This is a genomic window from Hymenobacter cellulosivorans, from assembly GCF_022919135.1.
Classification (GTDB): Bacteria; Bacteroidota; Bacteroidia; order Cytophagales; family Hymenobacteraceae; genus Hymenobacter; species Hymenobacter cellulosivorans.
Genome location: NZ_CP095049.1, coordinates 4411746 through 4437536, shown reverse-complemented (window position 1 = coordinate 4437536; position 25791 = coordinate 4411746). Strand labels below are relative to the sequence as shown.

22 protein-coding genes and 1 riboswitch are annotated in these 25791 nt (G+C 62.2%); of the genes, 8 read left to right on the top strand and 14 right to left on the bottom strand.

Annotation, left to right across the window (positions count from 1 at the left end; all coding sequences use genetic code 11):
- Positions 1-44: 44 nt before the first annotated feature.
- Positions 45-698, bottom strand: a complete 654-nt coding sequence (locus MUN80_RS18795) for a protein-L-isoaspartate(D-aspartate) O-methyltransferase (RefSeq protein WP_244715182.1) — start codon at positions 696-698, stop codon at positions 45-47.
- A 170-nt stretch (positions 699-868) separates the two neighbouring features.
- On the opposite strand from MUN80_RS18795, the gene MUN80_RS18790 reads away from it, so the two are divergent.
- The 4 genes from MUN80_RS18790 to MUN80_RS18775 all read left to right on the top strand — a co-directional run bounded on the left by MUN80_RS18790 (position 869) and on the right by MUN80_RS18775 (position 4390).
- Entirely contained in the window at positions 869-2287 is a 1419-nt protein-coding gene (locus MUN80_RS18790) for a sugar transferase (RefSeq protein ID WP_244715180.1), read from the top strand.
- Positions 2288-2550: 263 nt separating this feature from the next.
- Positions 2551-3141: a riboflavin synthase gene (locus MUN80_RS18785; protein WP_244715178.1), complete on the top strand. Its 591-nt coding sequence runs from the start codon at positions 2551-2553 to the stop codon at positions 3139-3141.
- A gap of 69 nt (positions 3142-3210) precedes the next feature.
- Positions 3211-3903, top strand: a complete 693-nt coding sequence (locus MUN80_RS18780; protein WP_244715176.1) for a phosphodiester glycosidase family protein — start codon at positions 3211-3213, stop codon at positions 3901-3903.
- Positions 3904-4186: 283 nt separating this feature from the next.
- Complete coding sequence (locus MUN80_RS18775; protein WP_244715174.1) at positions 4187-4390, top strand: hypothetical protein; 204 nt, start codon at positions 4187-4189, stop codon at positions 4388-4390.
- A gap of 84 nt (positions 4391-4474) precedes the next feature.
- Here the strand turns inward: MUN80_RS18775 and MUN80_RS18770 are convergent, their stop codons facing one another.
- Genes MUN80_RS18770 through hemF form a run of 3 tightly spaced genes read right to left on the bottom strand, consistent with a single transcriptional unit; the run spans position 4475 to position 6585 of the window.
- Positions 4475-5038 carry a flavodoxin family protein gene (locus MUN80_RS18770; protein WP_244715173.1) on the bottom strand — a complete coding sequence of 188 codons (564 nt, stop codon included), beginning with the start codon at positions 5036-5038 and terminating at the stop codon, positions 4475-4477.
- Between the two features lie 15 nt (positions 5039-5053).
- On the bottom strand, positions 5054-5638 hold the full coding sequence (locus MUN80_RS18765; RefSeq protein WP_244715171.1) for a phosphatase PAP2 family protein: 585 nt from the start codon (positions 5636-5638) through the stop codon (positions 5054-5056).
- On the bottom strand, positions 5635-6585 hold the full coding sequence (gene hemF, locus MUN80_RS18760; RefSeq protein ID WP_244715169.1) for an oxygen-dependent coproporphyrinogen oxidase: 951 nt from the start codon (positions 6583-6585) through the stop codon (positions 5635-5637). The genes MUN80_RS18765 and hemF overlap by 4 nt, the downstream gene beginning before the upstream one ends.
- Before the next feature lie 359 nt (positions 6586-6944).
- Between hemF and MUN80_RS18755 the strand changes: the two genes are divergently transcribed.
- Positions 6945-9134 carry an alpha-ketoacid dehydrogenase subunit alpha/beta gene (locus MUN80_RS18755; RefSeq protein ID WP_244715167.1) on the top strand — a complete coding sequence of 730 codons (2190 nt, stop codon included), beginning with the start codon at positions 6945-6947 and terminating at the stop codon, positions 9132-9134.
- 270 nt (positions 9135-9404) lie between these two features.
- Here MUN80_RS18755 and tamL read toward each other — a convergent pair whose 3' ends face one another.
- On the bottom strand, positions 9405-11942 hold the full coding sequence (gene tamL, locus MUN80_RS18750) for a translocation and assembly module lipoprotein TamL (RefSeq protein ID WP_244715165.1): 2538 nt from the start codon (positions 11940-11942) through the stop codon (positions 9405-9407).
- Between tamL and MUN80_RS18745 the strand changes: the two genes are divergently transcribed.
- Positions 11933-12676, top strand: coding sequence for a TrmH family RNA methyltransferase (locus tag MUN80_RS18745; RefSeq protein ID WP_244715163.1), 744 nt, complete (start codon positions 11933-11935; stop codon positions 12674-12676). The genes tamL and MUN80_RS18745 overlap by 10 nt on opposite strands.
- Positions 12677-12751: 75 nt before the next feature.
- Here MUN80_RS18745 and MUN80_RS18740 read toward each other — a convergent pair whose 3' ends face one another.
- From MUN80_RS18740 to MUN80_RS18710, 7 genes are all read right to left on the bottom strand, one after another.
- Positions 12752-13897, bottom strand: coding sequence for an outer membrane beta-barrel protein (locus tag MUN80_RS18740; RefSeq protein WP_244715161.1), 1146 nt, complete (start codon positions 13895-13897; stop codon positions 12752-12754).
- A gap of 21 nt (positions 13898-13918) precedes the next feature.
- Positions 13919-14779 carry a hypothetical protein gene (locus MUN80_RS18735; RefSeq protein ID WP_244715159.1) on the bottom strand — a complete coding sequence of 287 codons (861 nt, stop codon included), beginning with the start codon at positions 14777-14779 and terminating at the stop codon, positions 13919-13921.
- The gene (locus tag MUN80_RS18730) at positions 14760-15335 is read right to left on the bottom strand and encodes an RNA polymerase sigma factor (RefSeq protein WP_244715157.1); all 576 of its coding nucleotides are present in this window, start codon (positions 15333-15335) and stop codon (positions 14760-14762) included. The genes MUN80_RS18735 and MUN80_RS18730 overlap by 20 nt, the downstream gene beginning before the upstream one ends.
- Before the next feature lie 432 nt (positions 15336-15767).
- Positions 15768-19043: a T9SS type A sorting domain-containing protein gene (locus tag MUN80_RS26035; protein ID WP_262922020.1), complete on the bottom strand. Its 3276-nt coding sequence runs from the start codon at positions 19041-19043 to the stop codon at positions 15768-15770.
- Between the two features lie 264 nt (positions 19044-19307).
- A complete protein-coding gene (locus tag MUN80_RS18720) occupies positions 19308-19667 on the bottom strand; it encodes a CoA-binding protein (RefSeq protein ID WP_244715155.1) in 360 nt (119 codons plus the stop codon).
- Positions 19668-19797: 130 nt separating this feature from the next.
- Positions 19798-21375 (bottom strand): NAD(P)/FAD-dependent oxidoreductase, encoded by a 1578-nt coding sequence (locus tag MUN80_RS18715; protein ID WP_244715153.1) that lies wholly within the window; start codon positions 21373-21375, stop codon positions 19798-19800.
- Positions 21376-21576: 201 nt separating this feature from the next.
- Positions 21577-21987: an acyl-CoA thioesterase gene (locus MUN80_RS18710; RefSeq protein WP_244715151.1), complete on the bottom strand. Its 411-nt coding sequence runs from the start codon at positions 21985-21987 to the stop codon at positions 21577-21579.
- Between the two features lie 172 nt (positions 21988-22159).
- Positions 22160-22361, bottom strand: a riboswitch (cobalamin riboswitch).
- A gap of 169 nt (positions 22362-22530) precedes the next feature.
- On the opposite strand from MUN80_RS18710, the gene MUN80_RS18705 reads away from it, so the two are divergent.
- Positions 22531-23838 carry an MFS transporter gene (locus MUN80_RS18705; protein ID WP_244715149.1) on the top strand — a complete coding sequence of 436 codons (1308 nt, stop codon included), beginning with the start codon at positions 22531-22533 and terminating at the stop codon, positions 23836-23838.
- Positions 23839-23841: 3 nt separating this feature from the next.
- Here MUN80_RS18705 and MUN80_RS18700 read toward each other — a convergent pair whose 3' ends face one another.
- Positions 23842-24111, bottom strand: coding sequence for a hypothetical protein (locus MUN80_RS18700; protein WP_244715148.1), 270 nt, complete (start codon positions 24109-24111; stop codon positions 23842-23844).
- Between the two features lie 87 nt (positions 24112-24198).
- The gene (locus tag MUN80_RS18695) at positions 24199-25161 is read right to left on the bottom strand and encodes a tetratricopeptide repeat protein (RefSeq protein WP_244715146.1); all 963 of its coding nucleotides are present in this window, start codon (positions 25159-25161) and stop codon (positions 24199-24201) included.
- 214 nt (positions 25162-25375) lie between these two features.
- Between MUN80_RS18695 and MUN80_RS18690 the strand changes: the two genes are divergently transcribed.
- Entirely contained in the window at positions 25376-25777 is a 402-nt protein-coding gene (locus tag MUN80_RS18690) for a hypothetical protein (protein WP_244715144.1), read from the top strand.
- Positions 25778-25791: the final 14 nt, after the last annotated feature.

Genomic DNA, 25791 nt, shown 5'->3' with positions numbered 1-25791 from the left:
CTCAGCAACAACGGTAGAGTGCCACGGCGGCTGAGCCGGCGATATTATTTCGGCCAGCCGGCCTGGCCCAACAGGGGCACGAAGCGAAACTCCTCGAATTCCTCCCGCACAAACTCCTCGGCGCTTTCGCGCACCACCCGCATCATGCGCTGGCTGCTTTCGTTGCCCACCGGAATCACCAGGGAGCCGCCCACGCGCAGCTGCCGCAGCAACGTGCGGGGAATGGTGGGCGAGCCGGCCGTCACCAGAATCTTGTCGAAGGGCGCGTGCTCGGGCAAACCCATCGAGCCGTCGCCGCAAAATAAATGAGCCGGCAGCCCGAAGGCAGCCAGGCGGCGGCGCGTATTCTCAAACAGCACCGCGTTGTATTCGATGCTATACACGGTGGGCGTAAGCTGCAGCAGCACCGCGCACTGGTAGCCCGAGCCCGTCCCGATTTCCAGTACCCGGTCGGTGGGCTGTAGGCGCAGCAGCTCCGTTTGGTAAGCTACCGTGTAGGGCTGGGAAATGGTCTGGCCTTGCCCGATGGGAAAGGCTTTATCCTGGTAGGCGTGCTGCTGAAAGGCTTGCTCAAAAAACAAGTGGCGCGGCACGGTGGCCAGGGCCGTCAGTACCCGCTCGTCCCGGATTCCCTTGCGGCGCAGTTCTTCAACCAGGGTACGGCGCAGGCCTCGGTGGCGGTAGGTATCAGCGTGCATGCAATGTGGGTTAAGCCGATGTTGAGGGTATAGGTTAATGCCCTACCTTTGCACGGCTCAGTTAGCGGATAAAGGCCCTTTTTCAGGCCATATCTGCGGCGAAATTACGGCATCGTGCCCACATAACCCATTTGTTTACCGGCTCCGGTCGGTCTGCTTACCCTATCCCCTTGACTCGCACCTTTCAAAAGCTGAAGCTCATTGCTGCCGACTTTCTGGCAGCCCTGCTGGCGTGGATGTGTTTTTTTCTGCTGCGCAAGTATCTGCTCAGTGAAATCAATGCCGGCTACCGCTTCACCGGTGGGGAGCTGTTTACGCTCACGGGCTCGGCCCTGATGATTGCCGCCTTCTGGACGGTGCTCTACACACTCATCGGTGAATACCGCGACATCTTCCGCAAGTCGCGCCTATCGGAGATTATTCGCCTGGGCCGCATTTCGGTCCTGGGCGCGCTGGTTATCTTCTTCGCCCTGCTGCTCGACGACCAGGGGGTGAGTTCTTACCGGCTTTATTACAAGACGATTACAGCCTATTTCCTGCTGCACTTCTTTATCACGGCGGTGCTGCGGACCTGGGCCATTACCAGCGTGCAGCATCTGGTGCGCGAGGGCGTCATTTCGTTTAATACCCTGCTGGTAGGCTCCAACCTGCTGGCCCGCGAAACCTACCACGAACTAGCCCGCACCGGCAAGCATCTGGGGTTGAAACTGGTTGGCTTTGCACCCGTCGGCGACACCGTGGACCCCGGCCTGGCGGCCGAGCTGCCCGCCCGCGGCTCCTACACCCGCCTGCCGGCCCTAATTCGGGCTCTTAAAATCGAGCAGATCATCATTGCTATTGAGCCCAGTGAGCACCGCATGATTCAGGAGATTCTGTCCTTGCTGGAAGGCACGCCGGCCCGGGTCAGCATTCTGCCCGACTTATACCAGATGCTTTTGGGTTCGGTGAAGGTAAACCACTTGTTTGGCACGCCCCTCATCGAAATCAAGCACGACTTGCTGCCGCCGTGGCAGGAATTTACCAAGCGCGGCCTGGACATCGTGGGCTCGGCCTTGTTTCTGCTGCTGGCCTGGCCGGTGTATGCCTTCACGGCCGTCATGGTGCGGCTCTCGTCGCCGGGGCCAATTTTCTACGCCCAGGAGCGTATTGGGATCAACGCCCAGCCCTTCCGCATCTACAAATTCCGCTCGATGTACGTGGACGCCGAGAAGATGGGCCCCGCGCTGTCGTCGGACCGCGACCCGCGCATCACGCCCTGGGGCCGCTTTATGCGCAAAGTTCGCCTTGACGAGCTGCCCCAGTTCTGGAACGTGCTTAAGGGCGACATGAGCCTGGTCGGCCCCCGGCCCGAGCGCCGCTTCTACATCGACCAAATCGTGAAAGTAGCGCCCCACTACCGCCACCTGCACCGCGTGCGGCCCGGAATTACTAGTCTGGGGCAGGTGAAATACGGCTACGCCGAAACCGTGGACCAGATGGTCGAGCGCCTCAAGTTCGACATCCTCTACATCGAAAACATGAGCCTGGCCATGGACTTCCGCGTGATGCTTTACACGCTCAAGATCATCGTGGAAGGTCGCGGGAAGTAGGTTTTTGAGGTGCTGATGAGCCGCTATGCGAATGGGGGTTGAATGTGAGAAATGTGTCCTGGCGAGCAAGGCGAAGCACTCCGTCCTCTGCGAAGCTAAACGCGTCCTTTCACCATAAAGCCCTTTTCGTTGTTATACCTTGAGGCTGGTCACAAAAGATAGCTGAGCCCATCTAAGGGGACGGATGGCTTCGTCCTCGCAAAGACACGAGTTCGGCATTAGCACTTCAGCACATTCAACCACATTCGCACATTAACAACGCCATGTTCACTGGAATTGTAGAAACCCTGGGCACTATTACCGACGTGAAAACGGAGGGCTCCAACCGGCACTTCACCGTGGCCGCGCCCTTTGCCCACGAGCTGCAGATTGACCAGAGTGTGGCCCACGACGGCGTGTGCCTGACGGTAGTGGCCGTGGATGCTGCCGCTGGTACCCACGTCGTAACGGCCATCGACGAAACCCTGCAGAAAACCAACCTGGGCTCCTGGGCTCCGGGCCGGCAGGTTAATCTGGAGCGCTGCCTGGCGGCTAACGGCCGCTTCGACGGCCACATCGTGCAGGGCCACGTCGATTTAACGGCCGTGTGCGAGAGTGTAACCGACCAGAACGGCAGCTGGCTCTACCGCTTCCGTCATGAGCCTGGCCCGAGCCGCGTGACGGTGGAAAAAGGCTCGATCTGCATTAACGGCACCAGCCTGACCTGCTTCGACTCGACCGACGACAGTTTTGCCGTGGCCATCATTCCCTACACCTACGAGCACACCACCTTCCAGCACCTGCGCCCCGGCGACCTGGTGAACCTGGAGTTCGACATCGTGGGCAAGTACGTGGCCAAGCTCCTGGGCCGGTAGCGGCTCGCGCTAATGGTAGGGCGTGTGCCAAGCCGCTGGAAGGGCAGAGGCCACTTGGTAGCGCTATGGATGCTAGGCGGACTTGCCACTGCAGCGCTGACCCCGAGCAGCTGCGCGCCGGCCGATTCGGATTATGTAAGCTACCAAGTCAATTTGCAGAAGCAGGACCTGCGGCTGTACTGGAAGGATGAAACAAATCGGCCCCTGCAAAGCCTGCAGCGCCTGACGGCCTGGCTTAGTGGGCGCGGGCACCGGGTGGTTTTCGCCATGAATGCCGGCATGTTTCGGCCCGATTACTCGCCCCAGGGCCTGTTTGTTGAGGATGGCCGGGTGGTTGCGCCGCTGGATACAACTTCGGGGGCGGGCAACTTCTACCTCAAACCCAACGGCGTGTTTTACACGACCGTGGACCAGCACGCGGTGGTGTGCCCCACTGCGAGCTTCCGGTATTTTCGCCGCATCCTGTACGCTACGCAGTCGGGGCCGATGCTGGTGGTGCGGGGCCAGATTCATCCGGCTTTTACGCCCGGCTCCAGCAACCGGCAGATTCGCAACGGGGTGGGAATTTTACCCAACGGCCACGTGCTGCTAGCCATGTCGAAGCATAAAGTGAGCCTCTACGAGTTTGCCGACTACTTCCGCCGCCAGGGCTGCCGCAACGCGCTTTACCTCGACGGCTTCGTGTCGCGCACATATGCGCCCGGCCAGCAGTGGGTCCAAACCGACGGCAACTTTGGGGTGATGCTGGCAGTGAGTGAGTAGCTGATTCCAAAGTTGGTATGGGGCCGGGAGGAAGTGGTGCGAGCTTGGAAACGATTGTTGTAGGACACCTACCAGCCGGTAAATGGCTTGGGACAATTGGTTTAAGTAAAGCCACGGGGAATGTGCCTTGATGCTACTGCGGGTAAGCCCTTACTCTTGTCTCGGCTACCTATGAGCCACTGCTTGAACAACAAGAAGTTAAGCTCAACAGCCCGCGCCGGGCAGCTTAACCTGGCAGGGCAGGCCGCGTATAGAGACTATCTCACCTTGATTTCCCTACGCCATGTCGAAACGCGAATTGATAGAACCCACCCCGGGCGACAAGCGCTACGTGCGCCGCAACGAGAAAGGTCAGTTTACCAGCGAAGTGGACCTGAACCGTTCCCTGTCCCAGGATGATAAGCACAACTCCAGCCGCACCAGTCGTCCCGGTCAGGGCGACCGGGGCGACGGGCACACCGGCAACCGCAAGCCCGGCAAAAAGTAACTCCTTCAGGCACCAACACAACGCCCCTGCTCGGTTTTCCCGAGCAGGGGCGTTGTGTTATAGAGGACCCCAACCGGGCCTGATTTACAATTGAGGCTCGCTCAGAAAGAACGTTTCGGCTGCCGTTAGGGCCGTTTTGTCTTGCAGGATGTCACCGGGGCGGGAGCCATTGCCGAAGAGCAGGCCGCCCCAGGGCATGCGCATGTAGTTTGCGCTTAGCTGGAGCGTATCGGCCAGGGGTTGGGCTTCCGCCCGCTCGCCGCTGCTGACCACCACGGCCCAGAAGTTCTTACCCGCCATCCGCACCCTGAAATCAAGGTCGGGAACCCGCATCCAGGCACTCCAGTAGTCGAGGTATTGCTTGGTCGGCACCGGCATGGTGTACCAGTACAGGGGCATGACCAGCACTAAGTCGGTGGCCTGCAAAGTGGCATCGACCAGCACTTGGGCATTGCCTTCCGGGGCAGGGTAGACTCCATCGTGGCGCAAGTCCACGAAATCGGGCAGGGGATAGTCGAGCAGATTCAGCCAGTGCTGTTCGGCGCCGGCCGGTACGTATTGGGCGGCTATACGGGCCAGCTGCTCACTGTTGCCCTGGCGGCGGGTGCTGCCGGGCAGAAACAGAAACCGGCGGTTGGCATCGGTCATATTAGCGTGCTTTATCTAGGAAGGAAAGACAGGGGCGGGCCACCATCGGGCCGCCCCCCACTGATACAGCCGGAAGCAGCCCCAGGCGGCCAAGCTGCCCAGCACGGAGCCGGCCAGCACGTCGGAAGGGTAGTGGGCCCCCAGGTACATGCGGCTGTACGACACCAGCACGGCCCAGATGAATACCAGCACTTTGGCCAGCCGGTAGCGCCGGGGCAAAGCTAAACACAGAAAAACAACCAGGGCAAAGGCGTTGGCGGCGTGCGACGACATAAAGCCAAACTGCCCGCCGCAGCCACTGGCCAGGTTGAGCGTAGCCGAAAGCTGCGGGTCGTGACAGGGGCGCAGACGGGCGAAGTAAGGTTTGAAGAAGCGGCTCGAAATACCGTCGGCTAACGCCACGCTTAGGCCCAGCAGGGGCAGCAGTAGCATAGCCCGCATTCGGTACATGTAACCCAGCACGAGCAGAATCACCAGGTAGGCCGGAAACCACACGAAGCGTTCTGAAAAGAAAATCATCCAGGCGTCCAGCGCGTTGGAATGATGGTTATTGGCCGCCAGCAAGAGCCAGCGGTCCAGGGCTTGCAGTTGGTTGATCAAAGCGTGCTGGGGTTTTCGGCGAGCCACTCCACGCCCTTACGCAGCCACTGCTGAGTGGCGGCTTCGGCCGAGCCGGGCTCGGGGCGCTGGTCGTAGTGCCATTCGCAGCGCGGAGGCAGGCTCATCAGGATACTTTCAGTGCGGCCCCCGGTCTCGAGGCCAAAGCGCGTGCCCCGGTCGAAGGCCAGGTTAAACTCGGCGTAGCGGGCCCGGCGCAGCATGTGCCACTGCACCTGCCGCTCCCCGAAAGGCAGGTCGCGGTTCTGCCGCAGCAGCTCGGTGTAGGTGGGGCCAAACACGTTGCCCACGGCCTGGATAAAGGCAAACAGCTCCTCGCGGGTGCCGTCTTTGCCCACGGTAAGCCGGTCGAAGAAGATGCCACCCACGCCCCGGGTTTCCTGGCGGTGAGGCAGGTAAAAGTACTCGTCGGCCCAGGGCTTGAAGCGGGCATAATAGGCCGGGTTATGCGCGTCACAGACCTGCCGGAGCTGCTCGTGAAACCAGCGGGCCTGCTGCTCATCCACGTAAATGGGGGTTAAATCGATGCCGCCGCCAAACCAGGCCTCGCCATTGCCGGCCTCGAAATAGCGCACGTTCATGTGGGCAATGGGCACCATGGGGCTGCGCGGGTGCTGCACCACCGAAACGCCGGTGGCGAAGTAGTTGGGGTTGGGCATGAGCAGCACCCGGGCCGCCTGCTCGCTCATTTCGCCCCACACGGCCGAGAAGTTGACCCCGCCTTTTTCCAGCACCGCCCCACCCTGAATCACGCGGGAGAGGCCGCCTCCGCCGCTGCCGTGCTGCCACTCGTCGGACTGAAACGTGGCTTGGCCGTCGGCGGCTTCGAGCTGCTGGCAGAGACGGAGCTGGAAGTCGCGCAGCCAGGTGGCTACGGTGTCGCGGAAGGTGGACGCAACGGGCGCGAGAGAAGAAGAAGCGGACAGCATACGGGTAAAAACGGCCAAGGCTGACGAGCCGCCTACGGGGCCGACTCGAGCAGAAAAGGAAAACCGCCTGGCGGCGGAGCAATTAGCAAGCCGCAAAGGTAGGAGTTTGCGCGCGTTTGGTTTGGGTTGCTGCAAGCAAAAGGCCACGAGCGAAGCTGGTCCTGCGGGGAAACGGGCATCGGGCTTCGGCCAGAAAAGAAACTGCGGGTGGTTTTACGGATGAGCCGCGGGGAGCAGCTGCCGGATACAAGGGTCGGGCTACCTCATCAGGCAGGGCCCGTAACAACGCAACTCCCGGCCGGCTTACCATGTTGCTGTCGTTTTGATGCCGTACTTTCGCCCCGTATTCCTAGCCTCCCATGCCGAATTCAACTGCTCCCACCCTGGAAACCGACTTCACCACTCAGCTCAACGCCACTCAGCCCGACCGGGCCACCCTGCTGCGCGTGTATTCTTTGATGCGCACGGGGGATGAGCTGGCCCGCCTCTACGAAGAAAACAAGGCCGTAACGGCCAAGTACGTACACGCCACGGCCCGGGGCCACGAGGCCATTCAGCTGGCCGCCGCCTGCTTTCTGGGCCCCCAGGACTACGTGACGCCCTACTACCGCGACGACGCCATGCTGCTGGGCCTGGGCCTGGAGCCCTACGAGCTGATGCTGCAGCTCATGGCCAAGCGCGACGACCCGTTTTCGGGCGGCCGCACATATTATTCGCACCCCTCGCTACGCCGGGCCGGTTTCCCGACTATTCCGCACAACAGCTCGGCCACGGGCATGCAGGCTATTCCGGCTACGGGCATGGCCCACGGCATCAAATACCTGGAAAGCCAGGGCCTGAATCCGGTGATGCCCGACCCGCGCGACTGGTATGAAAGCGGCAAAAGCGGCCCCGGCCTGTATAGCCTGCTGCCTGCCGAGGCCCAGCAGGGTGGCCCGGTCGTGGTCTGCTCCATCGGCGACGGGGCCATGACGGAGGGCGAAGTGTCCGAGGCCCTGCAAATGGCCGTGCTGCATCAGTTGCCCATTATTTATTTGGTGCAAGACAACGACTGGGGCATTTCGGCCACCGGCCGGGAGATGCGCGCCATGGATGCCTACGAGTTTGCTGCCGGCTTTAAGGGCTTGCAGCGCCTGCGCGTGAACGGGGCCGACTTCCCCGATTCCTACGCCGGCCTGGCCACGGCTTTCGACTACGTGCGCCGCACCCGCGGCCCGATTCTGGTGCACGCCAAGTGCCCACTGCTGGGGCACCATACCAGCGGCGTGCGGCGCGAGTGGTACCGCGGCGACAATCTGGCTGAGCACACTACCAACGACCCGCTGCCCCGCCTGCACCAGCAGCTGCTCGACCTGGGCATTGCTGAAGCCGAGCTAGAGGAGCTGGGTCAGCAGGCCCGCACGCTGGTACAAACCGACTACCAGCGCGCCCTGGCCGCCCCTAACCCCGAGCCCGCCACCTTCGCCGACCACGAGTTTGCCGAGCCCACCGTGACTCAGGAAATCGGGGAACGGAGCCCCGCCGGCGCCGACAAAGCCCTGATGGTGGACGCGGCCCTGCACACCGTGGACGATATTCTGCGCGAGTTTCCCGAGGCCTTGTTCTACGGGCAGGACGTGGGTGGGGAGCTGGGCGGCGTGTTCCGCGAAGCGGCCCTGCTGGCCAAAAAGTACGGCGACACCCGCGTGTTCAACACCCCGATTCAGGAGGCCTACATCGTGGGTTCCACGGCGGGAATGAGTGCCGTGGGTGCCAAGGCCATTGTCGAAATTCAGTTTGCCGACTACATCTGGCCCAGCCTCAACCAGCTCGTGGAAGAGCTCAGCAAGTCGTGCTACCTCTCCAATGGCAAGTTTCCGGTGCAGAGCCTGATTCGGGTGCCCATCGGGGCCTACGGCGGGGGCGGACCTTATCACTCGGGCTCCGTTGAAAGCACCCTGCTCACGATTCGCGGCATCAAGGTGGTGTACCCCAGCAACGCGGCCGACATGAAGGGCCTGCTGCGCGCCGCCTTCCTCGACCCTAACCCGGTGGTAATGCTAGAGCACAAAGGCCTGTACTGGAGCAAAGTACCCGGCACCGAGGAGGCCAAAACCGTGGAGCCGGCCACCGGCTACGCTATTCCGCTGGGTAAAGCTGCCATTGCCCAGGAGGCTGATGCGGAAAAGCTGCGGCAGGGCGACACCTGCGTGGTCATCACCTACGGCATGGGCGTGCATTGGGCCAAAACCGCCAGCAAGCAGTTTGCCGGCCAGGTCGAAATCCTGGATTTGCGCACCCTCAACCCGCTCGATTTCGACGCCGTGCAGGCTGCTGTGCGCCGCCACGGCAAAGCTCTGGTCCTGACCGAGGAGCCGCTGATGAACTCCTTTGCCGAGTCCCTGGCCGGCCGGATTCAACGTACCTGCTTCCAGCAGCTCGACGCACCGGTCTTCACCCTGGGTGCCGCCAACCTGCCCGCCATTGCCCTCAACGTGGAGCTGGAGCGCCAGATGCTGCCCAGCGCCGAAAAAGTAGCCGCCGCCCTAGCCGAGCTGCTGGAATACTAAGTGGTTAGATGGTGAAGTGGTGAAATAGCGAGTTGTCGTTCAGGCCTTACCACCCACCATCTGAAATGTGCCAAGCTTAAGTAAAAAGCCCCTTACTACACGTGGTAGTAAGGGGCTTTCTGGTACAAGGGAGCCGTATACATACTAAGTAGGGTAAAGATTATAGCCGCGTGATGCACACAATATCGGTTTCTTGAAGGGCATCGGCTCATTATGCTTCGTGCTATTCAAAGGAAAACTCACTATCTCACCACATCACCTTTTCACCTTTTAGAATGGATAGCCGATGCCGAGGTTGAAGGCGGTTTGGTTGGGGGATTTGGCAAGGCGGAAGTTGGGCAGTACAAACTTGTTGCCTGGTGCGGTCGGGTCGTAGACCTTGGTGGCTATGTCGAGGCGCAGGATGAGGAAGGTGAAATCGAAGCGGATACCAATACCCGAGCCCACAGCAAACTGGCGGTAAAACTGGCTGGGACGGAAAACCGCATCCTGCCGGGTGCCCTGGTCCTGCAGGGTCCAGACGTTGCCAAAATCGGTAAACAAGGCCCCGTTGATGAAGCTGTAAAGCGGAAAGCGGTATTCCAGGTTGCCTTCAATCAGCACTTCGCCGGGCTGCTCCAGGTCGTAGTCGCGCACGGGCAGGCCGGTCGTCTTGTCGATTTGGTTGGTGCCGTCGTCGTTGAGCTTGTAGGTGGTGTAGGTGCCTGTGCCCAGGCGCCGCGGCCGCCAGGCCCGCACGCTGGAGCTGCCGCCGGCAAAGAAGTACTTGTCGTAGGGAATCGTGTACTGGCCGTCGGTTTTGGTCAAAGCATGCGCCACGCCGGTGTTGAGGCGGTACACGAAAAAGGAGTGGGGCCCCAGCTTGTGGTAGCGACGGTAGTCGGCACTGAGCCGGACAAAGTCGTAGACGCTGAGCTTGAGCTTGTCCTGGTACAGGGAGCGGGTCAGGCCGCCGACCTCGGCAAACAGGCGCAGGTAGCGCGCGTCGCGGGTCTGCGTGAAATCGTTGGAGTTGTAGAGCGAGGTGGCGTTGATGCTGGGCACAAACAGGTTAGTAAAGCTGCGGAACAGCGGCGAGCCCTGCGTCACGCGCAGCTTTTCCAGGTCGGCGGAAAACCGGTCACTGATCGTCGGGGTGTAAATAACGCTCAGGTCGATGGGCGTAAGCACGTACTGGTGAAAAGCAGAGCGCTGCCAGATATAGTCGTAGGAGGCCTCCAGGTTGGTGCGGGTGTATTCGGGCCGGTTGACGTAGGTGTAGCTGGCGCTGATGCGGGTCTTGGGGTTGTAGCGCGTCAGGAAGCGGTTCGTGTTCCAGGGCACCAGAAACTGCGGAATAATCAGGTTGACGTTGCCCCCGAGCTGGGTGGTCAGCACGCTTTTGTTTTCGAGGCCCAGGCGGCTCAGCTGGCCTTCGAAGCCAGAGCGCAAACCAATTTCCAGCACTTCGGCCCCGCCCAGAATGTTGCGCACTTTCAGCCGGAAGTTGATAAACGGCCCCGGCAGGCCGGCCACGTACGTACCCCCAAACTCGGTGGTTTCCTGGTACTTCTTGGTCGGTGAGGCATTCACGGTGGCAATGAGCTGGCCCCGGCCGCTGATACTGTCGCCGTTGGTGGGGCGGATCTTATTGTAATTCACCGTGTTGAACCGGAACATGTCCAGGTCGGTGAGCTGGCGCTGGGTTAGCAGCGTGTTTTGTAGGCTGTACCGGTCGCCGGGGCGCACGGTGAGCTTGCGGTCCAGAATCTTGGTGCTGAAGCGCTGCCTGAAGGCCAGGTAGTACACCGAGTCACGCACCAGCGTGTCGCGCTTCACGCCGAAGCGCACCGTGCCGGCATCCGTAATAAAGCGTACCCGCCGCACGGTGTATACCTGGTGCTGTTCGCCGGGGCCGGGGTTAGAAATGATGGTGCGCAGGCGCACGGTAGTAGGCGCAAAGCTGGTATCGGCTTCCAGGGAAATGTACTGCTGGCGAAAGTCGAAGTAGCCCGCGTTTTTGAGCAAGGTTTCCAGGCGGCTGCGCTCCTGGCCGATAACGGCCTCGTTGTAGCGGTCATTGATGCGCAGCAGCGAGGCCGGCTGCCCGGCCATGACTACTCGCGCCACGGCCGAATCGGCAATGTCGTAATCGAGCTGGGTGTAGTGAAACGGCTGGTTTTCGGTTACGCGGTACGTTACCGTTACGCGGCGGTTGTGCACCGTATCGGGAGCGGCAAACAGGTGGCCTATCGAAAAGTGACGGTCGACTACCGTGTCGGTGGCCGTGACGCGGCTGCGGAAAAAGCCCTCGGATTTGAGAAACGTGGCAATCTGCTGCACGGTCTTGGCCGTCAGGGCCGAGTCGTAAATCACCGGCGGTTCGCCCAGGCGCATAATGGCGTTGCCCTTGTCGAGGGCCAGCTGTAGGCGGCGGGTGCGCTTCTCGCGCCGGGCCAGCAGCTTACCCACTTTCACCGAGTCGGGGCGGGCGGCCTGCATGCGCTCATCAAACTCGGTGCGGATGCGCTGGAGCTTGGTTTCGAGCCGGGGCTTGTTGTAAAAGCGGTTTCCCAGCTGGTAGATTGTTAGCTTTGGCAGCGGAAAGCGGCTGTTGGGCTTCTGCTGATACAGCGCCTCGATGCGCTCGGCATCGGCCTCCTTGACGCCTTCCAGCCGGATGCGACTGAGCAGCTTCTGCTTGGGACCCAGCAGCCGCAGCGGCGAGCAGCCCGCCAGCAGCAACAGCACGCTGACCAGCACTGCGCCGGTTGTCCATTTTATAATAAGCCGCTCGGGGCGGTTAGTAAACAGCGAATATGGTTTCAAAAGCAGTAGCGAAATACGTGCACGCGCTGCACCTGAAGAAATACCGGCTCCGCCACAACGCCTTTTTGGTGGAAGGCGGCAAAAGTGTGGCCGAGCTGTTACGTTCCGGGCTCTTAACGGAGCGGGTGTTCCTGACGGCTGAGTTTGCCGCAAAAATCCCGACCCTACCTGCGAAGGTACCGGTTGAAATCGTCACGGAGGAAGAATTAACCAAACTCGGTACGCTCTCCAACAATACCACGGCCCTGGCTATTGCCCGCCTGCCCGAAGAAACGCCCCTGCAGCCCGCCCCCGATAAGCTACTGCTGGCCCTGGACGAAGTGCGCGACCCGGGCAACCTGGGCACCCTCATCCGCCTGGCCGACTGGTACGGGCTGCAGGGCGTGGTCTGCTCCGAGTCGTGCGCCGACCCGTGGGCACCCAAGACCATTGCCGCCACCATGGGCTCGTTTGCCCGGGTACCGGTGTGGCAGCGCGAGCTGCCCGAGTGGCTTGACTCGTTGCCCGCCGCGCTGCCCCGCTACGGGGCTCACCTCGAAGGCGACAATGTGCACCGGCTCACGCTGCGCCCCGGCGGCGTGCTCATTATGGGCAGCGAGTCGCACGGGCCGCGGCCTGAGGTGCTGGACCGCCTGACCCAGCGCCTGTTTATTCCCGGCGCCGGCGGGGCCGAAAGCCTGAACGTGGCCGTGTCGGCTGCCATTCTGCTCGACAACTTTCACCGGGCAATGTAAGCAAGCAGCTTTCCTGGTAGCACAAAGGCCCGGCAGAATCGTCTGCCGGGCCTTTGTGCGTGTAGTGAAAACGGATTAGTCCAGAATCGAGATGCCGAAGCTGATGGACTGGGCCTGGGGGCCGCGGTTTTCCTTGAATAGCTCGTTCATGTTGTACTTGACGAACAGGTCCAGGCCTCGCACCCCGATTTTGCCCTGCAAACCGTACTGAAAGTCTTCCAAGTTGAAGCTGCCCCGGTCTTTGTCCTTGCGGGTGTTGCCCTCGTCTTCGTACTTGATTTTGGTGTGGCTGGCCAAGCGGTAGCCGGCAAAACCGCCCGCCCCAATCCGGAACGCGTCCCGGCCCGATTTGTCTTTGAAGGTGAGCTTGGCCATGATGGGCAGATTGATAACCGTGGTGGCCAGCTTGCTTTTTTCTAGGCCTAGCGTGGGTTCCCGCAAAATGCTGGTGCGGGTGTCGGAGGTGACCAGGCGGCGGTTGTTGTCGAACATGTAGTTGTTGAAGGCCAGCTCCGGACCCAGGGTCAGGAACAGCGGGCTGCGGCGGCCACCCACCCGGATGTCGTAGTACCAGTTCAGGCTGACGTAGCGCGAGCCGGTGGGCTTGAGGTCGAACTGCTCCTCGCTCAGGTTCGAGCGGTTGGTCAGCGCATTCAGGCCCAGGTCGATGGCGAAGTTGCTGTGCACGGCCCGGTTGGCCCGCTCTTCTCTGCGGGCGTTGCGCTCAACATTGCGCAGCGAGTCGGATTTATGGTCGTCGTTGTCGCCGATGCTGATGGACACCTCGTCGTCGTTCTTACCGTTCTTGCCTTCCTTCACCGTCACGCTGAACACCTGCCCGAACTTGTAGCCTTTCACGGCCACTTTGGTAGCGGGCTCCTCGTTGCGCACCGTCACCCGGATCTGCTCGGGGGCCTGGGTGCCGGGGCGGTCCTTGGCCGGGTAGAATTCCATGGTTACCGAGCTGTTGCCGGCATTCTTGCTGGCTACTTCCGCTTGGTGAATGTAGCGGTCCAGCAGGGCCATAAGCGTGTCGAGGCGGTAGGTGCGCAGCTCACGCAGCTGTTCCTTGTTCTTGGTATGCAGGGTCATGGTGGCCTGGTTGGGCAGTTTCACCACGATGGTGTCGTCGTTGGCGGGCTTAGAGGCGGCCTGAGAACGGGTGGGGCCCGTCAAAACTGTCAGCAGCAGCAGGGCCAACAGCGCGGAAAAACGTTTCATGACGTAGGGAGTTGAGAAATCTTAGAGTTGAATGACTTTGGTGGTCGAGTGATTAAACACGTTGACCTGCACCGTTACCGATTCGGGGAGCTCCACTTTGGGCAGCTTCACCCGGCCGTCCTTGACGGCGGTTTTGGCTTTGTGAAACAAGTTTTTGAGGTGAGAATCCGACGCATACGGCTGCGGCGCGTCCGCCGGGGCTGCTAGGGCTACTACCGGAGCTTCCGTGCCGCGGTGCACTTCCACTTCGATAGGGCCCGTGGGGGCCGGGTTCGGGGTAGGTTCTACCACGGCTACAGCCTCGTCGGGGCGGCGCTCCGGTTGCGTCGCGGCGGCAGAGGAAGTAGTAGCCTCCGGCCGGGCGGGTACCGACGCCGGGCGGATGGCTTTCGTGGAGTAGGAACTGGTTTGGGCTAGCAGGGCGGTGCGTTCCGTCGTCGGAGTAGCACCGCTGGGCCGGTGAACTGCTTCCGGCTTTGCAGCAGGAACGGAAGCATTCGTGGTGGCTACCTCGGTAGCAGCCTGGCCCTGCTGGCCTTCTACACCGCTAGATGGCAACTCGGTGGCGGCAGTTGCCTGGGAAGCCGCAGATTTTTTTTCGGGGCCGGCAGCGGCTGGTTTAGCCGAGGAAGCCGGGCGGGTAGTTGTTGCCAGCGTGCCCGAGGCCAGGCCCGAATCCGAACCAGGAGTCCGCAGCAGCCAGCCGCCGCCGGCCACGATGAGTAGGGCAATCATGGCCGCGGCGGCGTAGAGCCACAGGGCCGGCCGCTTGCGGGCCGGCCGGATTTCTTCCTCCAGCTGGTCCCAGAGGAAAGCGGGCGGCGTGGGAGCGTGGTGCTGCAGCTTATCGCGAAACAGCTTATCAATATCTTCCGGTTGCATAATATTCTTTCGGTGAGGAGGTGGAAGCGCTGCTGCTGGCGGCAGCCAGGCGGCGCTGGAGCATGGCGCGGGCCTTGCTCAGCTGCGATTTGGAAGTGCCCTCAGAAATGCCCAGCAGCTCGGCAATTTCGGGGTGGGAATAGCCTTCCAGGGCGTAGAGGTTAAACACGGTGCGGTAGCCGGCCGGCAGATCAGCTAGCAAAGCCAGCAGGTCGGCCGCGTTCAGGTTGCTTTCGGCCTCGGCGGCCGTGGCCGGCACGTCGGTCACCATGTCGTCGATGGCCAGGTGCAGAGGCTCCTTGCGGCGCAGCTGGCCCAGGGCCTCGTTGACCATAATGCGGCGAATCCAGCCCTCGAAGCTACCCTCGTGGCGGTACTGGTCCAGGGCCCGAAACACTTTGGCAAACCCGCCCAGCATGGCTTCCTCGGCGTCTTCGCGCCGGCGCAGATACCGGATGCACACGCCCAGCATCATGCCCGCAAACCGCTCGTAGAGCAGTTTCTGGGCACGGCCACTGCCTTGGCGGCACGCAGCAATCAGGTCGGCGTCAGTCACGGGTAAAGGGTAGAATCAGACGATAAAAAGGTGTTTGGCGGGTTAGATACCAAAGTCTCCGCCCCGGTTGCCCGGTGCAGTAAATAATTTATAAAAAAGAGGCTGGCGTGCTGCCGAAAGCAACGGCTGGGGGCCCACTAGGTCCCGTGCCTCATAAGCGGCAGCGTATCAGTAGTTGCGGCCAGCAAGCTTGATTACGCTATTCGCTCGCAGCGTGAAAGCCTGCCGACCGCTCACTTATTATTGTCTGTAAAGGCTGTACTGCTTGCTGTTATATAAAACCAGTCCTTGCATATGCCCGAACAACAGAAAAGCCCTAAGGCTGACCCCGGGGCTTGTCTGTTGTTCGGAAGAAGGCTACTTACTTTCTGCTTCACATTGTCCTGGTGTCTTAAGTCGGTGCATTGGGGGCTAGAATTCTTAGGACAAGGATTACTCCACGACCACGCGCACCGTCTGGCTGCCGCTACGTACCAGATAGAGTCCGGCTGGCAGCATGAGCCGGGCAACTCCTGCTGCATTGGCCACAGCGGCCCGCACTCGGCGGCCCTGCGCGTCATACACTACGATGCCCGCGCCGGCCTCGGCCCCCGTCAGCGTGACCGGACCGGCCGTCGGGTTGGGGTAGGCGGCCAGCCGCCCCGCCGCTTGACCCGCACGTACGCCTAACGGAGTGCCCGGCTCAGCCAGGGTTGCTAATACTGAGCTGTACCGGCTGCCGTTGCCCGCGAGCAGCAGGCTACCGAAGGTGGCCGGCGGCTGCACCCAATTGGTAACGTGTACGCCCTGGGCGTTAACGGCCACGCTGTAGCTGTCGTCGCTGCCGGGGCTCCCGGCGGCCAGGGCCCAGTCGCCGGTGACCGAACTGCCCGCATCGGTGTAGCGGGCCACGAACAAGTCCTGGGTGTAAGCCGACTGGGTGCCCGCTAGGGGCAGCCCCCCCAGCTGTACCTGCGAAACGTTGCTCAGCGTGTTGCTCATGTGGCCGGTCACGTACAGGTGCCCACTGCGCACGGCCAGCCCAATGCCTTGGTCGGAGCCAGTGCCGCCATCGGCCCGGGCCCAGTTGAGGGCGGCACTGCTGCCTTGGTCGGTGAACCGGGCCAACAGGATATCGTTACCGGTGTTGCCGGTGGCACCGGCCAACGGGACGCCGGCAACCTGCACGTTGGTGCCAATGGTGCGGCTGTTGAACACGCTGCCCGTCAGGTAGAGGCTGGTGCCGCTGGCGGTCAGGGCCGTGCCGTAGTCGGAGCTGGTACCCCCAATGGCCCGGCTCCAGGCAAAGGTGGCGCGGGTGCCGGCGTCCGTGTACTTTACCAAAAAGGCATCGGAGCTAAGGCTGGTACTGGCCCCGGGCACGGGCTGGCCTGCAAAGCGCAGGCCGCCCAAGTCGCTCGTATTGTTGGTGAACTCGCCCGTGACGTAGACGCTGGTGCCCACGGCGGCCAGGCTACGGATGTAGCACGCGTAGCTTGAGAGGCTGCCGGCGGCCGTAGCCCAGGCGCAGGTTGCGCTCGTGCCCCCATCGGTGTACTTGGCCACGAAGGCATTGACCCCTATGCCTCCCACGGCGGGTAGGGGTTGGGTGCCGAAATACACGTTATTGACATTCGCGTTGTTATTGTACATGTCGCCCGCCAGGTACACGCTCGTGCCGCTCACGGCCACGTCGGTGGCTTGGTCGTAGGAATTGCCGCCGCCCCCCGCTGCCCAGGCCCAGCTGGCGCTGCTGCCCGCATCCACGCACTTGACCAGAAGCGCATCGCTTTGCGCGGCTCCGTACAGCCGGTGGGGCCCAAACCGCGCCGGCAACAGGCTATTGCCGTTGAAGCCGCCGGCCAGGTATATGTTGGGGCCACCTATAGCCAACCGGATGGCATAGTCGTCGTCCTCGCCGCCGCCGCTGAGCAGCCACACCCACGCGCCAGCGTCCGGGTCAAACTTGCCCACGAAGACGTCGCCACTGCCCATGCTTACGTACAGGTCGGTGCCGAAGAGAACTTGCCCCGTCAACTCGCCAGTGACCAGTAACTCGCCGGCGGCGTTGGTGGCCACGGCCTGGGGCGAAAGGATGCCGCTAGCCGTGCGGGTCGCAACAGCGCTTTGCCAGGCTCCGGCCGTTGTTAGCAGGGCCACTCCAGCCGCGTTGGGTGCCAGTGGTCGGAGGGTGCCGCAGAGGGCCGGGGTGGGGCCGATACTCAGTCCCATCCACACCCCGGTGCTGCTCACAGCGAGGCCGTTGGCCGCATCGGCGCTGGTGCCGCCCGCAGGCCGGGCCCAGCTGCACGAGGAACCAGTGGCACTGACCTCGAAGCGGGCTACCACCGCGTCGGCAGTGATACTGGCGCTGGCCCCGAGCACCGTGAGGGTGCCAAACCGGACGTCAGAGCTGTTGTTCTCGTTGTTGGTGAGCGAGCCGGCTACGTACACGCTCGTGCCGCTCACGGCCACGGCGTGGCCTGCGTCGGAGCCCCGCCCGCCGCCTCTGGTTGCCCAGTTAAAGGTGGCGCTGCCGCCGGCGTCGGTGTAACGGGCCAGCAACATGTCGGCGCTAAGGGCGGTGGTGGTGCCGTTGAATGCAGCCCCGCCCACGCGCACCGACTGGGAATTGGTACTGGTGTTGGTATAGAAGCCCGTGACGTACACACTGGAGCCACTCACGGCCAAGCCATTGCCCTGATCGGCCCCGGTGCCCCCGGCGGCCACTGCCCAGTTATAAGTTGCGCCGGAGCCCGTGCTGGTGTAGCGGGCCACAAACAAGTCGGTGCTAACGGCCACGGCGGCGCTGGTATTGGCACTGGCTCCGGCCAGGGTCACACCCCCAAACTGTACCCCGTTGACCCCGGCGCCGTTGTTGGTGACGCTGCCGGTCAGGTATACATTGCTACCATTTACGGCCAGGCCATTGCCTTGGTCGGGGCCGGTGCCCCCGGCCGCCACCGCCCATTGGTAGCTGGCGTTGTTGCCCTGGTCGAGGAAGCTGGCCAGCACCACGTCGGCGCTGGAGGCGGTGCTGGCCCCGGCCAGGGCAGCGTTACCCACCAGCACGGCCTGGGCGTTGGCCGCGTTGTTGGTGACGCTGCCGGTCAAGTACACATTGCTGCCGTTTACAGCCAGGGCATTGCCCTGGTCGGGGCCGGTGCCGCCGGCCGCCAGGGCCCAGGTGCAGGTGGCGCTGCCGCCCGCATCGGTATAGCGGGCCACGAATACGTCGGTGCTGGCGTTGCTGCCCCGGCCGGCTACTTGCAGGGTGCCAAAGCGCACGGCCTGGGTGTTGAGGGCGCTGGCGGTGACACTTCCGGTGACGTACACGCTGGTGCCGTTTACGGCCAAGCCCTGCCCGGTGTCAGCATCGGTACCGCCGCCGGCCACGGCCCACGTCCACGTATTGGTGGCCACAGCGTATTTGGCCAGGAACATATCGGTGTTGCCCGTGCTGACAAGCAGCGTGGTGCCGAAAGCCACCTGCCCGGTGAAAGTGCCTACTACCAGCACGTCGCCGCTGGAGTTAGGGACCGTGGACCGCATCACGGCCGTGCCGTTGAGGCTGGCTTGCGGAAAATTCAGCGCCGCCTTCCAGGTGGGGCCTTGGGCGCGACCAGGAACGGCCAGTACCAGCAGGAAGAGCAGCAGGGCCAAGCAGCCGGCAGCAGTAACCGGACGCTTCGGGTGGGCCGCCTTGGGGGCAGCAATTCGTTGTAGCATGAGGTGTCGTTGGCCCGCACTGGCCGCCCGGGCCGTGGCGGCACCCAGGAGCTGCTGAGCGGCAGGCCAACACGCGCAACCGTTACCCGTGCGTGCCTTGGCGGAGCTAAAGATACTTCCGTCCCGGCCCTGACTCCAAGTATTCGTGTTGCATAACGTCCAATTACCCAGCCACTGCCGACAACGCACCCGGCCTGCTACGAGGCGGCCGTGAACTGTCTTGTAGCAGGCCGGGTGTATTGTCGGCAGAAGTTTGCTGCTGAACTAGTAGTTGCCGATGCTGAGCATAACCAAAGTACAGGCTTCTTCGGTACGGATGCCGCGCTCCTGGGCCATACGCTCCAGCTCCTCGTTTTCGGTGCCGGGGTTGAAGATGATGCGCTTGGGCTTTAGGTCCAAGATGTAATCGTACCAAGCGGGCTGGTTTTGCGGGCCTACGTACAGGGTCACGGTGTCAATATCCTCGCCAGTGGGCCGGTCGGTGTGAATGTCGAGGCCGGCAACCTGACCTTTGCGGATGCCGACGGGTACGACCTCGTGGCCGTGGCGTTGGAGCTGGTGTACGGCGCGGTAGGAATAGCGGGCCGGGTTGTCGCTGGCGCCGAGAACAAGGGTCTTTTTCATCTTGGGTGTTGGTTTATCGTGGTTGGTTTTTGGCCGCAGTTTCAAGCTGGTCAAGCTGAACTAGGGCAAGCGCTACGGGCGGCGCTAGGTCTTAAACGGATTCCCGCGGCAAAAAACCAAAAACCAACCTCTAAAAACGCGCAACCAGCGCCGCTACGGCTTCGGCGCACCGCTCCCCGTCCATGGCCGCCGACACAATGCCGCCCGCGTAGCCGGCGCCTTCGCCGCAGGGAAACAGCCCTGTAGTTTCGGGGTGCTGCAGCGTGGCCGGGTCGCGGGGGATGCGCACCGGGGCCGAGGTGCGGCTTTCCACGCCCACAATCTGGGCCGCGTTGGTGGCGTAGCCGGGAATCTTGCGGCCGAAGTTCTCGAAGCCCTGCCGCAGCCGGGCCGCCAAGCCTTTGCCCAGCACCTGCTCCATGTTCACCGACACCAGGCCGGGCTGGTAGGAAGTCTCCAGCAGTTCGGGTGAGACTTTGCCTTTCAAGAAGTCGCCCAGGCGTTGGGCCGGGGCTAGTTGGGTGTTGCCGGCCAGGGCACAGGCTCGCTGCTCGATTTCCTGCTGCAGCTGCAGGCCGGCCAGGGCCCCGTAGCGCTTCAGATCCATGTCTTCGAGCTCAATGGCCGTCACGATGCCGGAGTTGGCAAAGCGGGAGTCGCGGCGGCTGGGGCTCATGCCGTTCACCACCACCTCGCCGGGGGCCGTAGCGGCGGGCACGATAAAGCCGCCGGGGCACATGCAAAACGAAAACACGCCCCGCTGCTTGCCCTGCCACTGGGTTTGGTGCACTAGCGAGTACGAGGCGGCCGGCAATGGACCCCGGTCGGAGCGGCGGTACTGGGCCTGGTCGATGAGCTCCTGCTGGTGCTCCACGCGCACACCCAGCGCAAACGGCTTGGCCTCGATGCGAACCCCACGCTTATGCAGCAGCTCGTAAATATCCCGGGCCGAGTGACCAGTAGCCAGAATCACGGCATCGGCTTCCAGGGCTTCCCCGGCGGCCGTTACTACCCCGCGCAGGTGCTGGCCTTCCAGAATCAAATCCGTGACACGGGTGTCGAAGCGCACTTCCCCGCCGGCCTGCCGGATGGACTCGCGCAGGGCCGCCACCACGTTGGGCAGCTTGTTGGTACCAATGTGGGGGTGGGCATCGACCATGATTTCGGGCGTGGCCCCGTGCTGCACCAGCAGCTTGAGAATACGCTGAATGTCGCCGCGCTTGGTAGAGCGGGTGTAGAGCTTACCGTCGGAGTAGGTGCCGGCCCCGCCTTCGCCAAAGCAGTAGTTGGAGTCGGGGTTTACGACGTGCTCCTTGTTCAGGGCGGCCAAGTCGCGGCGGCGGGTGCGCACGTCCTTGCCTCGCTCCAGCACGATGGGCTTCATTCCCAGCTCAATGGCTCGCAGGGCGGCAAACAAGCCAGCCGGACCGGCGCCCACGATAAGCACCGAACGGCGCGCCTGGCTCACATCCGGGTATTGAAACCAAGGGCCAAATAAATCGGTGGGTGGGGCCGTGCGCCAGATGTCGGCCCGCAGGCGCACCAGAGGCTGCCGGCCCCGGGCGTCGATGCTGCGCTTACGCAGGTGGACAAAGTCGGCCTCGCCGGGCTCCAGGCCCGCGGCGGCCAGCAGGGCGCGGTAGCGCGCATACTCGTCGTAGGCCACTTCCGGGGGAAGCAGGGCCTCAATTTCTTGTTTTTCGGACATAACGGGTGAAAGGTGTTTAGCCTTTAGACCTAGCAAAAGGTGTTTTTTGAACCGCAAAGATACGCAAGCGGGGTGGTAGCTTGGGAATGCAGTGGTAAATAGAACGTCCTATCGACCAGCGGGAGACATCTTGCGGGCTGCTGCTGGATTAGTATACTCAACTAAACACGCGAGATGTCTCCCGCTGGTCGATAGGACGGTTTACTCTGCCACCACGACCGCCTCGGGCAGGATGCGTACGGGGCGCTTTTCGTTGTCGATGGCTACGAAGGTAAACGTACCCGTCACGGCTTTAATTCGCTCTTCGGAGTACATTTGCTCCACAAATAAGTCCACGCGCACCTGCAGGCTGGTGTTACCCACGCGCACCACGTTGCCGATCAGCTCGACGAGGGTACCGCCGGGAATGGGGTGGGTAAAATCGACCTTGTCGGAAGACACGGTCACCATTTTGAGGCGCGAAAAGCGGGTGGCGCAGATAAAGGCTACTTCGTCCATCATGTGGAGTGTGGCCCCGCCAAAGAGCGTGTCGTAGTGGTTGGTGGTGTTGGGAAATACCGCTTTGAAAATACGCGTTTCGGCGCGGGCAATTTTCTCGTCGAGCGTGAGCATAGGACTGGGAAAAAGAGGAAAAGAAAGGTCCTGCAGCCGATTTCGGGCCGCCCGCGCACCAAGAGAAAAGTCGAGAAAAGCCGGATTCGGACGCGGCCAGACGCAGCAAAATGCCCGGCCGGCCCCCGAAATCCACCAGTACCCGACAAGAGCCCATAGCGCGAGGGCAGTCTTATCCATGCGGCGCAAGGCAGGTCTCCTGACTTATACCAGTTTTCACGGCCCTTCTCAAACCGGCGCAGCGGCCGGCTCAATGGGCGGGAATTGGGGGTGAAAACCAACTCGGTACTTACAGTAGCGCGTCTGTCCGGGATTTGCACCCGGTTCCCTATTAATTCCGGTATTACCCGGAAACCTTGCGGCCGTCTGATTGAAATCAAACCAAGAACAACGCCGGCAAAGGTAGGAGTTTGTCGGTAGCCCCCTACCTTGGCTACAGCTCCGAACCCCGTAAAGCGGCGGCCTCGGCCCGTTTTGTAGGCTGCTGCGGAAGGTTTATAAGGCTGTAGTCCACTTTATTCTGCTCCGATTTCCTGTCCCTATATGTCTGCCTCTCTGCCCGTCCCGCCACCTGCCCGCACCATGGCTTCCCGCATCCGGTCCATTGTCAGCGGCTCCATCGGCAATTTGGTGGAGTGGTACGACTGGTACGTGTACTCGGCCTTTTCCCTGTATTTCGCCCCGGCGTTCTTCCCCAAAGGCAACCTGACGGCCCAGCTGCTCAACTCGGCTGCCGTGTTTGCCGTGGGTTTTCTGATGCGCCCTTTGGGCGGCTGGCTTATGGGCGCCTACGCCGACCGGCACGGCCGCAAAGCCGCCCTGGTCGTGTCGGTGCTGCTTATGTGCGGGGGCTCGTTGCTGATTGCCCTCACGCCCGGCTACGAACAAATTGGGGTGGCGGCGCCGGTCTTGCTGGTGCTGGCCCGCCTGCTGCAGGGCCTGAGCGTGGGCGGGGAGTACGGCACCTCGGCCACGTACCTGAGCGAAATGGCTGACCGCCAAAACCGGGGCTTTTTCTCCAGCTTCCAGTACGTGACCTTGCTGGGCGGGCAGCTGCTGGCCTTGTCGGTGCAACTAGGGCTGCAGCAGGGCCTAAGTGAGGCGCAGATGTATAGTTGGGGCTGGCGGGTACCGTTCGTAATAGGCGCGGCGGCAGCCCTGGTGGCGCTGTATCTGCGCCGCCACATGGATGAAACCGACTCGTTTGTAACCCAGGAACAAAACGTCCAAACCCAGGAGCCCAGCAAGCTGGAGCTGCTGCTGCGCTACCCCAAGGAAATCCTGACCGTAGTGGGCCTCACCTTAGGCGGCACTATCGTGTTTTACACCTTTACCACCTACGCCCAGAAGTTTCTGGTCAACACGGCCGGTTTCAGCAAGGCCCAGGCGTCCTGGATTTCCTTTCTCACGCTGGGCATTGCTTTGGTGCTGCAACCCTTGTTCGGGGCCTTGTCGGATAGGGTAGGGCGGCGGCCGGTGCTGCTGTTTTTCGGCGTCGGCGCCACGCTCGGAACCGTGCCCCTGATGACCTTGCTGGGTCGGGCCGATAGCCAGTGGGCCGCCCTAAGCTTATTGGCTGTAGCCATGCTGATTATGAGCGGCTATACCTCCATTAATGCCGTGGTAAAGGCTGAGCTGTTTCCTACCACCATCCGGGCCCTGGGCGTGGGGTTGCCCTACGCCCTGACGGTGGCCATCTTCGGCGGCTCGGCCGAATATGTGGCGCTGCAAGCCAAGCAGTGGGGCGTAGAAACCTGGTTTTACTGGTACGTCACCGGCTGCGCGGCGCTTTCCCTGCTCGTATACTGGCGCATGCCCGACACCCAGAAGGCCGGCCGCATGGAGGGCTAATGATTAGGAGCCCAGGTTGGTGTTATCGGCTGTGCCGTTCATGCCGATTTGTCCCAGGCTGGCGTGGGCCTTGGTGGCGTTGTCGAATTTCTCGCTCAGAATGGCGCTGATGGCCTGGGCTACCTCGGGCCCGTGGCGGGCAATAGTTCCGCTGAGCACTTCGTAGTAAAAGGCGGCCAGCGTATCGGCTGGCCAAAGCTGACCAATGTTCTGGTGCAGGGTGCGCAGTTGCTCCAAAGAAGTATCAATGATTTTGCGGTCGGTAGCGTCCATGGTAAAGGGCTCAAGTGAAAGGCTATACCCCAGGCCTTACGCGCCGACGCGGGCCCAGGGTTGCCGGTGCGGCGGCTGCCGTCGGGCTTAGCGGCAGTGCTCTTTCAGAATACGCTTGAGCTCCTTTTCGCCCACGGCCGCGTCGCCCCACCGCAGGGCCTGCCGTAGCGACTCGCAGGCGCTGGGGTCGTCCAGCTTGATTTGGGCAATGGCCAGCATGCGGTAAAACTGGCCTTTGTCGACGAATTCGGCCATTTCCAGGCACTTGTTGTAGTCGGCGACGGCCTGGGCCAGCTGGCCCTGCTGCTCGTAGGCCAGGCCCCGGGCGGCGTAGGCATCAAGGTAGCGCGGGTTTAGGCGCAGCGCCTGGCTGTAGGCGCCCACGGCCCGGGCGTAGTCCTGGCGGCCATAGGCCAGCTGTCCCAGCCCCAGGTAGGTCACCGAGTCGGTTGGGTTCAGGCTTAGGGCTTTCTGCAGGTGCTGGCGGGCCCGGGCGCTGTCTTGCAGCGCGGCGTAGGTAGTACCCAGCACCCGGTAAGCCATGGCATTGCCGGGGTCCAGCTTCAGCACTTCCCGGTAGGAAGCCAGCACGCCGGCGTGGTCGCCCAGCTTTTCCTGCAGGTCGGCCAGGCGTACGTAGTAGGTGCGGGCTCCGCGACTTTGCGGGTCGCGCTGCCGGGCCAAGGCGAAATACCGCTCCACTTCGGCCGGGGTGCCGCGTTTGGTGAGGTAGGCACTAAAGCCATAATATACGTTGGCACTGGCTGAGTCGAGCAGCCAGGCGCGGTTGTAGCTCTGCAGAGCCTGTGGGTATTTTTCCTGGTAAAAAGCCGTCCAGCCCTCGTCCACGTAGCTTTCGGAGGCTGCCGCCCGGGTTTTGTACTGCTGCAGGGCCTGGGTCACAAACTCCTGGTCGGCCTGGCGCTGGGCGGACGTCTGGGCACGGCCGGCGTAGCGGGGGCGTTCGGGCGCACTACCGCCAGGCTGAGCCTGGGCTAGGTGGGTAGTAATAAGGCAACCAAACAGGTAAAAGAGTATTGCCTTTCGCATAGGAAGTACGACTAGAAGGATAGGGTACTGGCCTACTACGTTTCTGCTTCCGGCAGGATGCTTTCCAGTTGATTTTTGCCCTGGTCCTGGAGGAAGGTGCCAGCCGCTGGACAAGATGACAGGGGAGTCCGGGGGGGGAAGCTGTTCAGTAGTTACTAACAAAGTGGCCTGGATGGTGTTGCTTGGATACTTTACTACCTCAAGAACATAGTACATGCAGCTGTTGGCTTCCTATCCTCATCTAAGTCTCTACCTGCACGAAGAGGGTGTTTTTCGGGCGTTAGAGGCTCAATGGCAGGGATTCATGAGCAGCTCGGTGCTGCGCCAAACCATTCTGGAGGCGCTGGCCCAGGCCCGGCAGCAGCAGATTACGGCCTGGATTGCCGATGACCGTCTGCTCGGGCCCGTGCGCCCCGCCGACCTGGAGTGGATTGCCCAGCAGATGTTGCCGGAGTTGGTCGATATCGGGCTCCGCCGGTTCGCCCGGGTGGAAGCCGCTGACCCGCTTAATAAGCTGCTGATCGGGCAGGCCCAGGATACGGCGGAGCCATTATTCCCGTTTGAGATGCGCACTTTTACCGACGTGCAAGCCGCCCGACTCTGGGCCTGCAGCTAACGGCGGGGCTACCA